Origin of the sequence: Rhizobium sp. AN73, assembly GCF_030757975.1 — a bacterium.
GTDB lineage: Bacteria > Pseudomonadota > Alphaproteobacteria > Rhizobiales > Rhizobiaceae > Agrobacterium > Agrobacterium arsenijevicii.
This window is the reverse complement of the sequence record NZ_JARWME010000001.1, coordinates 642,501-656,185: the sequence shown is the minus strand read 5'-3', so window position 1 is coordinate 656,185 and position 13,685 is coordinate 642,501. Positions and strand designations below refer to the sequence as shown.

General features: G+C 59.7%; 6 protein-coding genes and 2 pseudogenes (1 of these 8 only partly in view). 6 read left to right on the top strand and 2 right to left on the bottom strand.

Translation table 11 applies throughout. The annotated features are described in order from the left end of the window. Nucleotides 1–109 precede the first annotated feature (109 nt). Nucleotides 110–1,957, bottom strand: coding sequence for a DEAD/DEAH box helicase (locus RBH10_RS02800; RefSeq protein WP_281039126.1), 1,848 nt, complete (start codon nt 1,955–1,957; stop codon nt 110–112). A 378-nt stretch (nt 1,958–2,335) separates the two neighbouring features. Between RBH10_RS02800 and RBH10_RS02795 the strand changes: the two genes are divergently transcribed. The 6 genes and pseudogenes from RBH10_RS02795 (at nt 2,336) to clpB (ending at nt 12,220) form a co-directional block, all read left to right on the top strand. Then, on the top strand, nt 2,336–3,613 hold the full coding sequence (locus RBH10_RS02795) for an aspartate kinase (protein WP_281039136.1): 1,278 nt from the start codon (nt 2,336–2,338) through the stop codon (nt 3,611–3,613). A gap of 175 nt (nt 3,614–3,788) precedes the next feature. Continuing rightward, nucleotides 3,789–6,056, top strand: coding sequence for a phosphoenolpyruvate--protein phosphotransferase (ptsP, locus tag RBH10_RS02790; RefSeq protein ID WP_045015769.1), 2,268 nt, complete (start codon nt 3,789–3,791; stop codon nt 6,054–6,056). 28 nt (nt 6,057–6,084) lie between these two features. Next, a pseudogene (gene prfA, locus RBH10_RS24850) lies at nt 6,085–7,168 on the top strand (peptide chain release factor 1). Continuing rightward, the gene (gene prmC, locus RBH10_RS02775) at nt 7,165–8,034 is read left to right on the top strand and encodes a peptide chain release factor N(5)-glutamine methyltransferase (protein ID WP_281039127.1); all 870 of its coding nucleotides are present in this window, start codon (nt 7,165–7,167) and stop codon (nt 8,032–8,034) included. Before prfA ends, prmC begins: the two are co-directional and overlap by 4 nt. 398 nt (nt 8,035–8,432) lie before the next feature. Further along, nucleotides 8,433–9,231, top strand: a pseudogene (locus RBH10_RS02770) (DUF4167 domain-containing protein). A gap of 364 nt (nt 9,232–9,595) precedes the next feature. Then, on the top strand, nt 9,596–12,220 hold the full coding sequence (gene clpB, locus RBH10_RS02765) for an ATP-dependent chaperone ClpB (protein ID WP_281039129.1): 2,625 nt from the start codon (nt 9,596–9,598) through the stop codon (nt 12,218–12,220). A gap of 69 nt (nt 12,221–12,289) precedes the next feature. Here clpB and RBH10_RS02760 read toward each other — a convergent pair whose 3' ends face one another. Then, on the bottom strand, nt 12,290–13,685 hold the 3' portion of the coding sequence (locus RBH10_RS02760; protein ID WP_281039130.1) for a M23 family metallopeptidase. The gene runs 551 nt beyond the window's last position; 1,396 of the gene's 1,947 nt are visible here — the last part of the coding sequence; its start codon lies off the right edge, out of view; its stop codon occupies nt 12,290–12,292.

Genomic DNA, 13,685 nt, shown 5'->3' with positions numbered 1-13,685 from the left:
AGACAATAAAAAACCCCGCGAAAGCGGGGTTTTTTATTGGAACAAAGTCACCGATTATTCGGCGCCATCCTCGGCCTTGAGCCGAGGATCTACCGGCACGGTACTGACCTCAGCCCTTTGTCGGCTTCGGTCCGCGCTTTTCGAAAGGCCGGTCTTTCTTGCCTTCGAATTTGGGCTTGTCGCCAAAGGCCTTTTTCTTTTTCCAGGGCTTGTCGTCGCCCTTGCGGTCGTCGCCTGGGCCGCCGGCATTATTCGGTTTGTTGAACTTCCGCTGGGCCGTGGCCGGGCGGGTGTCTTCACGGACACTGCCGGTCATTTCCGGCTTGCCTTCGAGCGCCTTCAGACGAATGCCCTTTTCGAGCATCATGTCCTTGCCGATGGCGGAGGTGAAACGGTCGACGGCATCAGCCGCCAGTTCCACAAAGGTCTCCGTCTGCTGCATGCGGATGGCGCCGATATCCTGACGGGTGATCTTGCCGAAACGGCAGAGCATGGGGATGAGCCAACGCGGCTCGGCGCTCTGCTTGCGACCGACCGAAAGCGAAAACCATGCGCTGTCGGAGAAGTCGGAACGTTCGCGGCGCGGTGCATCGTTTTCAGGGGTTTCGAAGCTGTCGCGGCGCGGTTTGCGGGTATTGTCCAGCGCAACTTCGGTGATGTCCTCCGGGGCGGAGCGTCCGGCGTGGTAAAGGCGCACGAAAGCGGCGGCGACTTTTTCCGCGCCATGCTGCTCGAGCAGCTGCTTCACGAAATCGCGTTCGTCGTCGGCCACGGCCTCGGTGAGCGCTGGATCGGCCAGCAGCCGGGCGCCGTCGCGTTCAACGATCTCTTCGACCGAAGGCGGGCGAACCCATGCTGCGCTGACCTTGGCGCCTTCCAGAAGGCGTTCGGCCTTGCGGCGCTGGTTGACAGGCACCACGATGGCGCTGACGCCCTTCTGCCCGGCGCGGCCGGTACGGCCGGAACGGTGGAGAAGCGTTTCCGAATTGGTCGGCAGGTCGGCGTGGATAACCAGTTCGAGGCCGGGCAGGTCGATGCCGCGCGCGGCAACGTCGGTCGCCACGCAAACCCGGGCGCGGCCGTCACGCATGGCCTGCAGCGCATGGGTGCGCTCGTTCTGGGTCAGTTCGCCTGACAGGGCCACGACGGAAAAGCCGCGGTTGTTGAGGCGGGCCGTCAGATGGTTCACGGCTGCACGGGTGGAGCAGAAAACGATGGCGTTGCGGGCTTCGTAAAAACGCAGCGCATTGATGATGGCGTTTTCGCGGTCGGAACCCGTCACCAAGAGGGCGCGGTATTCGATATCCACATGCTGCTTCTGTTCGGAAGCGGTGGCGATGCGAACGGCGTTCTTCTGGTAGCTTTCGGCAAGCTTGGCGATGCTGCGCGGAACGGTGGCCGAAAACATCAGCGTGCGGCGGGTCTCAGGCGATTCTTCCAGAATGAATTCCAGATCTTCGCGGAAGCCGAGATCGAGCATCTCGTCGGCCTCATCAAGCACCACGGCGCGCAGCGACGACAGATCGAGCGCGCCGCGCTTGATGTGGTCACAGAGACGGCCGGGGGTGCCGACGATAATATGGGCGCCGCGTTCCAGTGCCCGGCGTTCGCTGCGGATATCCATGCCGCCAACGCAGGAAGCGATCGACACACCGGCGAATTCATAAAGCCATTCCAGCTCGCGCTTGACCTGCATGGCCAGTTCGCGGGTCGGGGCAATGGCAAGTGCCAGCGGCGCGGAGGCCTGACCGAAACGGGTGTTTTCCGACAGCAGCGTGGTCGCGAGCGCAATGCCGAAGGCAACTGTCTTGCCGGAGCCGGTCTGCGCGGAGACCAATGCGTCCTTGTCGGCGAGTTCCGGCGAAAGCATGGCCTTCTGCACGGGGGTCAAATCTTTGTAGCCGCGTTTTTCCAACGCCTGCGCGATCGCCGGGGCGATACCCTGGGTGTCTGTCATCTACCGTCTTTCGGATATGAAGCTGCCCGCATCCGCCCGAAACCAATAGGTCCGGGGCAGCCGATGCAGGCCATTACGGCCATCTGGCCGGTTGCATTGCCGCGCTCCATACTGCGAATAGGCCCGTTTGTACAGTGCACTGCGGTACGCTCTTTCACTGTATCGCATGTGCCTGCCTGCTCAGTCCCGCCATCTTCTTTCCCGGGGGTATAAAAAAGGCGTACCGCATGGTTCATAAACGGCATTGCGTGCCCCCCGCCTTTTCGCTAAGAGACCCGCAACTTGAGGCTCTTTATCAAAAAAGAGCCGACTGGGTTTGTTCTTGTCCGCACCCGAAAAACGGGCTGGCGGAAAAAAGGGATGGTACTGGTCAAGGCTATGGCTCGCATTGTCATGAAATTCGGCGGCACGTCCGTCGCGAACCTCGAACGCATTCACAATGTCGCACGGCATGTGAAACGCGAAGTGGATGCCGGCCATGAAGTGGCCGTGGTCGTTTCCGCCATGTCCGGCAAAACCAACGAATTGGTGGACTGGGTGCAGAATGCTGCGAAGGTGGCCGGCGCCAACGCTGCCTCCTTTTACGATGCGCGCGAATATGACGCGGTCGTCGCATCAGGCGAGCAGGTGACGTCAGGTCTTCTGGCGATCACGCTGCAATCCATGGGCATCAACGCACGCTCCTGGCAGGGCTGGCAGATCCCGATCCGTACCGACAATGCGCATGGCGCTGCCCGCATTCTCGAGATTGACGGTTCGGATATCGTCCACCGCATGGGCGAGGGTCAGGTTGCCGTTGTTGCGGGTTTCCAGGGCATCGGCCCGGATAAACGCATTGCGACGCTCGGTCGCGGCGGTTCGGACACATCAGCCGTTGCCATCGCCGCCGCCGTCAAGGCGGATCGTTGCGATATCTATACCGACGTTGACGGTGTCTACACCACCGATCCGCGCATCGAGCCCAAGGCTCGCCGCATGAAGAAGATCGCTTTCGAGGAAATGCTCGAAATGGCGTCTCTCGGCGCGAAGGTTCTGCAGGTTCGCTCCGTCGAGCTTGCCATGGTACACAAGGTGCGCACCTTCGTTCGCTCCAGTTTCGAGGATCCCGATGCACCGGGCATGGGCGACCTCATCAACCCGCCCGGTACTTTGATTTGTGACGAGGATGAAATCGTGGAACAGGAAGTCGTAACCGGCATCGCCTATGCCAAGGATGAAGCACAGATCTCGCTGCGCCGCGTGGCCGACCGTCCGGGCGTCTCTGCTGCGATCTTCGGGCCGCTGGCGGAAGCGCATATCAACGTCGACATGATCGTGCAGAACATCTCTGAAGATGGTTCGCGCACCGACATGACCTTTACCGTTCCTTCGGGCGACGTTGCCAAGGCTCTTCGCGTTCTGGACGAAAACAAGGCCCAGATCGGCTTCGACGTTGCACAGAACGAAACCGGCCTTGCCAAGGTTTCGGTCATCGGTATCGGCATGCGCAGCCACGCAGGCGTCGCTGCCAGCGCCTTCAAGGCGCTTGCCGAGAAGAACATCAACATCAAGGCCATCACCACCTCCGAGATCAAGATTTCGATCCTGATCGACGGCGCCTATGCCGAACTGGCCGTTCGTACTTTGCATTCTGCTTACGGTCTCGATAAGAACTAAGTTCGAGACATCGGTTCCCGATGCTCCGATTCTTCGGAGTTGCGTTCTTCCGATGTGGCGTTTCATGAAAGCGTGTCCCTTGCGGGACGCGCTTCTCGCGCTATAAATTTTTAAATGACGTTTTGATTCTCGAATATTATGACATTCGGATCGGAAGCGTCGGGGAGCAAACGCGATGAGAGACCTTTCTGCAGGTCCGCGCGTCCTGCTAAAGCGGCTGCGCGAAATGATGGCGGAGCACCTTGAGCCGCAGGACCGTCTGGACCAGATCGTCCGTCAGATAGCCAGCAACATGGTGGCAGAGGTTTGCTCGGTCTACGTGCTGCGTTCCGACAGCGTGCTGGAGCTTTACGCCACCGAAGGTCTCAACAAGGATGCCGTGCATCTTGCCCAGCTGAAAATGGGGCAGGGTCTTGTCGGCACCATTGCCGCTTCCGCCCAACCTCTCAATCTTTCCGATGCACAGGCGCATCCGGCTTTCCGCTATCTGCCTGAAACCGGTGAAGAAATTTATCATTCCTTCCTCGGCGTGCCGATTTTGCGCTCCGGTCGCACTCTTGGCGTTCTTGTGGTCCAGAACAAGGTCAGCCGAACGTACCGGGAGGATGAAGTTGAAGCGCTCGAAACAACCGCGATGCTCATCGCTGAAATAGTGGCGAGCGGAGAATTGAAAAAGATCACCCGCCCCGGCGTGGAGCTGGACCTGACGCGTGCCGTTTCCATCGATGGCGATGCTTACGGCGAAGGCATCGGTCTTGGTCACGTCGTGCTGCACGATCCCCGAATCGTTGTCACCAATCTGCTGAACGAGGATGCCGATACGGAAATCCTGCGTCTCGCCGACGCCATCGGTTCGCTGCGCCTGTCGATCGACGACATGTTGCAGCGCCGCGACGTGCCGACCGAAGGAGAGCACCGCGAGGTTCTCGAGACTTACCGCATGTTCGCCCACGATCAGGGCTGGGTGCGGCGTATGGAAGAAGCTATCCGCAACGGCCTGACGGCCGAAGCCGCGGTTGAGAAAGTGCAGAGCGACACCAAGGCGCGCATGATGCGCCTGACCGATCCCTATCTTCGCGAGCGCATGCATGATTTCGACGATCTCGCCAACCGGCTGCTGCGCCAGCTGATCGGTTTTGGCGGGCGCAGCCCCGAGCAGGATTTTCCGCTGGACGCCATCGTTCTGGCGCGTGCCATGGGTGCCGCCGAATTGCTGGACTATCCGCGTGAGAAATTGCGCGGTCTGGTGCTGGAAGACGGCGCGGTGACGAGCCACGTCGTCATCGTGGCTCGCGCCATGGGCATTCCGATCATCGGGCAGGCGACGGGCATTGTGGCGCTTGCCGAAAATAACGATCCCATCATCATCGATGGCGATGACGGCCAGGTGCATCTGCGCCCCATGTCGGATTTGCAGCGGGCCTATGAGGAAAAGGTGCGCCTGCGTGCCAAGCGGCAGGAGCAGTTCCGCGCGCTTCGCAATGTCGAGCCGATCACCAAGGATGGCCAGAGGGTCAACCTCAAGATGAATGCGGGTCTTCTGGTGGACCTGCCGCAGCTCGAGGAATCCGGCGCCGATGGCATCGGCCTGTTCCGCACCGAGCTGCAGTTCATGATCGCCTCCAACATGCCGAAGGGTGAGGAGCAGGAAGCTTTCTACCGGTCCGTTTTGCGGCAGGCCAAGGGGAAGAGCGTCACTTTCCGCACGCTGGATATCGGCGGCGACAAGGTCGTTTCCTATATGCGCGGCCAGGAAGAGGAAAATCCGGCGTTGGGCTGGCGGGCAATCCGCCTGTCGCTCGACCGTCCGGGCCTGATGCGCACGCAGATGCGCGCGCTTCTGCGCGCCGCCTCGGGTGCTGAACTGCACATGATGTTGCCGATGGTGACGGAGGTTTCCGAAATCCGCGCCGCGCGCGATCTGCTTCAGAAGGAAGTGCAGCACCTTTCGAAATTCAGCCATGCGCTTCCGAAGAAACTGCAATTCGGCGCGATGCTGGAAGTGCCCTCGCTGATGTGGCAGCTCGACGAGCTGATGCAGGAGGTGGATTTCGTCTCCGTCGGTTCGAACGATCTGTTCCAGTTTTCCATGGCGGTCGACCGCGGCAATGCCCGGGTTTCGGATCGTTTCGACAATCTCGGCAAGCCGTTCCTGCGCATTCTGCGTGATATCGTGCGCGCCGGCGAAAAGCATCACACCTCGGTCACGCTTTGCGGTGAAATGGCAAGCAAGCCGCTTTCGGCCATGGCTTTGATCGGCCTCGGGTTCCGTTCGGTTTCCATGTCACCGACGGCGATCGGCCCGGTCAAGGCCATGCTGCTCGGGCTTGATGCCGCGCGCCTTGCCGATGAGTTGAATGCCGCGCTTGACGATCACAATTCGCTGGAAAGCGCGCGCGAGGTGTTGTTACGCTTTGCCGCGACGCATTCCATTCCCATTTAAACGACCTGTTTCATAATCGGAGTGACTGGTGGCGAAGCTTCCCGTCGAAAAAATGCGCGAACTGGAAAGGCGTTTCGGAGAGATCGAAGCGCGAATGTCGGCTGGTCCGGCAGCGGACGTCTATGTGAAGCTGGCTTCGGAATATTCCGAACTTGAGCCGGTGGTGAAGAAAGTTCGCGAATACGAGAAGGCGGTCTCCGAAGCTGCCGATCTCGAAGCGCTGCTTGCCGACAAGACGACCGACAAGGATATGCGCGATCTGGCGGAAATGGAGCTGCCGGAGGTCGAGGCCCGCATCGGCGAGCTTGAGAAGGACATGCAGGTCCTGCTGCTTCCCAAGGATGCGGCGGACGAAAAAAGTGCGATCCTCGAAATCCGCGCCGGTACTGGCGGGTCCGAGGCGGCACTTTTCGCCGGCGATCTGTTCCGCATGTATGAGCGCTTTGCATCGACCAAGGGCTGGAAAGTCGAAGTTCTTTCCGCCAGCGAAGGCGAAGCGGGCGGTTACAAGGAAATCATCGCCACGATCAGCGGGCGAGGGGTGTTTTCCAAGCTGAAATTCGAGATCCGGTGTTCACCGGGTGCAGCGCGTGCCGGAGACGGAAGCGAGCGGCCGTATCCACACCTCCGCCGCCACCGTTGCTGTCTTGCCGGAGGCGGAGGATATCGATGTCGAAATCCGCCCGGAAGATATTCGCATCGATACGATGCGCGCTTCGGGTGCCGGCGGCCAGCACGTCAACACCACCGACTCCGCCGTTCGCATCACCCATCTTCCGACGGGTTTGATCGTCACCAGTTCGGAAAAATCCCAGCACCAGAACCGCGCTAAGGCCATGCAGGTTCTGCGTTCGCGCCTTTACGATATCGAACGCCAGAAGGTGGAGAGCGAGCGTTCCGCCGACCGCAAGAGCCAGGTCGGCTCCGGCGATCGTTCCGAGCGCATCCGTACCTACAATTTCCCGCAGGGGCGCGTCACCGATCATCGCATCAACCTGACCCTCTACAAGCTCGACCGGATGATCGAGGGCGAGATCGACGAGCTTGTCGACGCGCTGATCGCCGATTATCAGGCCGGTCAGCTTGCCCAGCTCGGCGAACAACAGCTTTGAGCGGCGTCGTTGACCAAACGGTCTCGACCGAGCTTGCCGCAGCCCGCAAACGGTTGCAGGCGGCTGGCATCGCCGACCCGCTTCTCGATGCGCGCCTGCTGATTGCGGAGGTCACCGGTTTCTCGCTGACCGATTTCGTGATGAAGCCGGACTATCCCGTGACCCCGGAAGAGCGCGACCGCATCGCAGCTATGATCGAAAGGCGGGCCGGGGGAGAACCGGTTCACCGCATTCTCGGCCACCGGGAGTTTCATGGCCTTGATCTTCTTTTGTCGAAAGAGACGCTCGAACCCCGCCCGGATACAGAAGTTCTCGTCGACACGCTGTTGCCCGCTTTAAAAAAAGCTGTTGCGGATAAGGGCAGTGCCCGTATTCTGGATCTGGGCACGGGCACGGGCGCTATCTGTCTGGCGCTTCTGAAAGAATGCCCGGAAGCGACCGGCGTCGGCAGCGATATTTCCGCCGATGCGCTCGAAACGGCGGCCAAAAATGCTGCCCGCAACGGTCTGGCATCGCGTTTCGAAACCACGCGTAGCGACTGGTTTGAAAAAATCTCTGGCAGCTTTGACATAATTGTGTCGAATCCGCCTTATATAAGAAGTGACATCGTCACAACGCTAGACCGAGAGGTTCGTCATCACGATCCGATGGCGGCGCTGGACGGAGGTCAGGACGGCCTTGCACCGTACCGCCTCATCGCTGCCGACGCAGGCCGCTTTCTTGTGGAAAACGGGATAGTCGGTGTGGAGATCGGTTTCGATCAAAGGCTTGATGTTTCCGCTATATTTGCGTCCCACGGCTTCTCTCTTCTCGATGCCGTGAAGGATTATGGCGACAACGATAGAGTTTTGACCTTCCGGAGATAGTTGTTCGCGATATGTCTGCGGATTATTTGCAAGGATATTTTGCACAGCAAAAGAAAAGGCTTGGATTTCCGCATGAAGCGGGATAGTTTGCCGCCACATGCCGGGTGGCTGAGGACGAATTTAGATCTCGTCAGGGTATGGGTCTCAGTCCCGAAGCGGGTTCTTTTTAGAACCCTGAAGGCTGGGCGTTTCCGGCATGTGAATCAGTAAACTTTGTTCGCAGGTGGCTCGTTGCAGCATTTTGCGCGACCGGTCGTCATACGCGAGGTCTTGTCTGGGGTTATCTTCAGCAGGGCGCGTAATGGAGCAATTTCAGGAAAAATTTCCAGCGGTTTTCCGCCCGGAATTGCATGAAAATAACCAGATTGTCAGCAAAACAGAATTCAGGTGAGCAATTGATGAGGCCAGGACAGCAAAACAAGCGCGGCCGGGGGCGTGGAAGCAACAACAACAATAACAATAACAATGGTGGCGGTAACAACAACAACTTCAACCGCAAGGGCGGTAACCCGCTCACCAGGACTTATGACAGCTCCGGTCCCGATGTTAAGATTCGTGGCACAGCCCAGCACATAGCGGAAAAATACGCCACCCTTGCGCGGGATGCGCAGAGTGCTGGCGACCGCGTGATCGCTGAAAACTATCTGCAGCACGCTGAACACTATAATCGTATCATTGCAACGGCTCAGGGCTCAGATGCAGGAGCGTTTCCAGCGCGACGACCGTGGCGAATACAATGCTGCTGACGGCGACGATATGGATATGAACGACGGCGACGATGGTGCGTCGCAGCAGCAGTTCGAACAGTCGGAACGGATTCAGCAGCCGGAGCGCCAGGAACGACAGGAGCGCGCCGAGCGGTCCGAACCGCGTCAGGAACGCCGCGAGCGTCCGGACCGCCGTGAACGGCAGGAGCGTCAGCCGCGCCAACCGCAGGTTTCGGAAGAACAGCAGCAGCCGGTTTACGACGCCAGCCAGGCGCCTCAGCCCGTAATCGAAGGCACGCCCATGGAAGTGGCCGTCGAGGAAGAACAGCAGCAGACTGAAGCGCCTGCGACTGCGCCGAAGACCCGCCGCGCCACCGGCCCACGCCCGCGTCGTCCGCGCCGCACCGCAACCGCGGAAGGTGCCGAAGGCGAAGATGCGCCAGCCGGCGACGAAGCGACACCAGCCACGCTGGAAAACGCTGCCGAATAAGCAGGGTTTAAAAACACGCGATTGAAAAACTCCGGCTTGCCGGAGTTTTTTGTTTTTGGGGTCGGCGTGAAGCCTTGGCGGCGGTTGAACAGGGCAATCGCGACGAGAAGACGTGATGCTTGTCAAATCCGGCGAAAATTTCCCGGAGAGTCGTTTTCCTCCCCCTTTAAACCGATGAAAATGCCTCCCATATTCGTGCAGGAAGGCCGGATGCCGCATTCAGCGGTAACCGTCCATCAAGAGGCGGCGATCGTGAAATCTATAAATCGCGACTGTCGTAGCGGGGCTTGCCTTTGAGGGAGCCTCAACCCAAGCACCCGGAGCCGTGCCGAAAGCGGGCGGGCCGGTATATGGAGGTTCGACTATGAATATTGAAAAATACTCCGAGCGTGTTCGCGGTTTTCTGCAATCGGCGCAGACTTTTGCGCTTGCGGAAAATCACCAGCAGTTTGCTGCCGAACATGTTCTGAAAGTTCTGCTTGATGACGAGCAGGGCATGGCGGCTTCGCTGATCGAGCGGGCCGGTGGTGACGCCAAGGAAGTGCGTCTTGCCAATGATGCGGCCCTTTCGAAATTGCCCAAGGTTTCCGGCGGCAATGGCGGCCTTTCCCTGACGGCTCCGCTTGCGAAAGTGTTTTCGACTGCGGAAGATATTGCCAAAAAGGCTGGCGACAGTTTCGTCACCGTCGAGCGTCTTTTGCAGGCGCTGGCGATCGAAACTTCTGCTTCCACCTCGGCGTCCCTGAAAAAGGGCGGCGTGACGGCGCAGGCGCTTAATCAGGTCATCAATGAAATCCGCAAGGGCCGTACGGCCGACAGCGCCAATGCCGAACAGGGCTTTGACGCGCTGAAGAAGTTCGCGCGCGATCTGACGGAAGAGGCTCGCGAAGGCAGGCTCGACCCGGTGATTGGCCGCGACGACGAAATCCGCCGTACCATTCAGGTGCTTTCGCGCCGTACCAAGAACAATCCCGTGCTGATCGGTGAACCGGGCGTCGGTAAAACGGCGATTGCCGAAGGGCTTGCGCTGCGTATCGTCAATGGTGATGTGCCCGAAAGCCTGAAAGACAAGAAGCTGATGGCGCTGGATATGGGCGCGCTGATCGCCGGTGCGAAATATCGCGGCGAGTTCGAGGAACGCCTGAAGGCTGTCCTGAACGAGGTGCAGGCGGAAAATGGCGGCATCATCCTGTTCATCGATGAGATGCACACGCTGGTTGGGGCCGGCAAGGCGGATGGCGCGATGGATGCGTCCAACCTCCTGAAGCCCGCCCTTGCCCGCGGCGAACTGCACTGCGTAGGCGCCACCACGCTTGATGAATATCGCAAGCATGTCGAGAAAGACCCGGCCCTTGCCCGCCGTTTCCAACCGGTGCTGGTGGATGAACCGACCGTGGAGGACACGATCTCGATCCTGCGCGGCCTGAAGGAAAAATACGAACAGCACCACAAGGTCCGTATCTCGGATTCGGCTCTCGTTGCAGCTGCGACGCTTTCCAACCGCTACATCACCGACCGGTTCCTGCCCGACAAGGCAATCGACCTGATGGACGAGGCCGCGTCGCGTCTTCGCATGCAGGTGGATTCCAAGCCGGAAGAACTGGACGAACTGGATCGCCGGATCATTCAGCTCAAGATCGAGCGCGAAGCCTTGAAGCAGGAGACGGACCAGTCATCCGTCGATCGCCTGAAGAAGCTCGAGGACGAACTGGCGGACACCGAAGAAAAGGCCGATGCGCTGACGGCCCGCTGGCAGGCGGAAAAGCAGAAACTCGGCCATGCCGCAGACCTCAAGAAGCGACTGGATGAAGCCCGCAACGAACTGGCGATTGCCCAGCGCAATGGTCAGTTCCAGCGCGCCGGCGAGTTGACCTATGGCATCATTCCGGGCCTCGAAAAGGAACTGGCTGCGGCGGAAGCGCGTGACAGCAGCGGTGCCAGCTCGATGGTGCAGGAAGTGGTGAACGCGGACAATATCGCCCACATCGTTTCCCGCTGGACCGGCATCCCGGTCGACAAGATGCTGGAAGGCCAGCGCGAGAAGCTGTTGCGCATGGAAGACGATCTTGCCAAGTCCGTGGTTGGGCAGGGCGAGGCCGTGCAGGCGGTTTCCAAGGCGGTTCGCCGTTCGCGCGCCGGTCTTCAGGATCCGAACCGACCGATCGGCTCGTTCATTTTCCTCGGCCCGACGGGTGTGGGCAAGACCGAGCTGACCAAGTCGCTCGCCCGTTTCCTGTTCGACGACGAAACCGCGATGGTTCGCCTCGACATGTCGGAATACATGGAGAAACACTCCGTTGCCCGGCTTATCGGTGCGCCTCCCGGCTATGTCGGTTACGAAGAGGGCGGTGCGTTGACGGAAGCGGTTCGCCGTCGGCCCTATCAGGTCGTGCTGTTTGACGAGATCGAGAAAGCGCATCCGGATGTGTTCAACGTCCTGTTGCAGGTGCTGGATGATGGCCGCCTGACGGATGGCCAGGGCCGCACCGTCGATTTCAAGAACACCATCATCATCATGACCTCGAACCTCGGTTCGGAATTCATGACGCAGATGGGCGATAACGACGATGTGGATTCGGTTCGTGACCTGGTGATGGAGCGTGTCCGGTCGCATTTCCGGCCGGAATTCCTCAACCGTATCGACGATATCATCCTCTTCCACCGCCTGCGGCGCGAAGAGATGGGTGCGATCGTGGATATCCAGCTCAAGCGCCTCGTCTCGCTTCTCGGTGATCGCAAGATCACACTCGAACTGGATGAGGACGCCCGCAACTGGCTTGCCAACAAGGGGTATGATCCGGCTTACGGCGCACGTCCGCTGAAGCGGGTGATCCAGAAGTCGGTTCAGGACAGGCTTGCCGAAATGATCCTTGGCGGTGAAATCCCGGATGGATCGCGGGTCAAGGTGACCTCGGGCACCGACCGGCTGCTCTTCAAGGTCAAGCCCCCGAAGGGTGAGGCCGAGGCCGAAACGGCCGATGCGGCATAAAACGAAAGGGCTCCGGTGACGGAGCCCTTTTTCGTATGGTCGAATTTTCGGGCCAGAAGGCCGAAGGGATTATCGGCTTGCCACCTGATTGGATTTCTCTTCGATGTTGAGCAGATTGTCGATCCGCTTTCTCTCATCGGAGAACCGTGCAAGCGCAACGCCGGAAAGTGACTTGCCGCCCGGCAGGCGCACTTTCATCGCATCCACTTTCGTGCCGTTGACGATCAGCTCGTAGTGCAGATGCGCGCCGGTCGAAAGGCCGGTCGAACCGACATAACCGATCACCTGACCCTGCCGGACCTTGGAACCCTCGGTGACGCCCTTGGCGATGGCGCTCTGGTGGTTATAGGAGGAAACGTAGCCATTGGCGTGGCGGATCAGGGTCTGGTTGCCGTAGCCGGAGGCCCAGCCGGCCTTCTCCACAACGCCGTTGCCGGTCGCGATGATTGGCGTGCCACGGGCAGCTGCCCAGTCGGTGCCGGTATGCATGCGGCTGAATTTCAGGACCGGATGGCGGCGCATGCCGAAACCGGATGTCATGCGGCCGTTCGGAACCGGGTTGCGCAACAGGAATTGCCGGATGCTTTTGCCGTTCTCGTCGAAATAATCGACGCTGTTGTCTTCCGGGTTCTGGAACCGGTAAAAACGCGTCTCGTTGTCGCCGAACTTGGCGTTGACGTAGAGCAGCTCGGATTTGTCCGTTGCCTTGCCATCCGCGTCCTCCACGGAGAAGAAGGCTTCCAGCGTATCCGCAGGCTTGAGCTGCGCCTGAAAATCGACGCTGCTGGCAAGAAGCTTGATGAGTTGGGAGACCATGCTCTGGTTCATGCCATAGGCAAGAGCCGCCCGGTAAACGCCGTCATAGACGCTGGGCAGATCGCGACCGGCGGCAGGTGCAGGCGTGCTGTCGAAGGCAGTCGCCACCGCGTCGAGTTTCGGCGGTTCGCTGGCCTTGATGAAATTCTTGCGGTCGTCGACGGCCATGGTGACCATGTGGCGGCCCTTGCGGTAAAGGCTCACGCGCACGATGTCGCTTTTGTCGTCTTCCTGGATAATGCCGACACGGAGCACATCGCCGCTTTCGACATTGTTCGACTGAAGCTGCGGCGACAACAGGCCGGCGATTTCTGACGATTGCGCCTTCGAATAACCCGCGCCGAACAAAGCGGCCTCGATGGTCTCGGTTTGGCGGGCAGGGATCACGTCGTCGGCATATTCCTTGACGGGAACCGATGGCGATTGCGGGGTCGAAACCGACATGTTCTGTTCAACGACACGGGCGGCAAGGCCAGCAGTGATGTCGACATCGCCCTCGTCATTATCGAAACGGCGGGGGTCGATGTAATAAAGCGCGGCAAGCTGTTCGTTACCATCCGTCAGGATCGAGCCGTTCGAGCGCACCGCTTCCTCCACCTCGTCGAAGCTCAGGGAGCCGGCGAAGGGATATTTGGAATGCTGGGTGGGA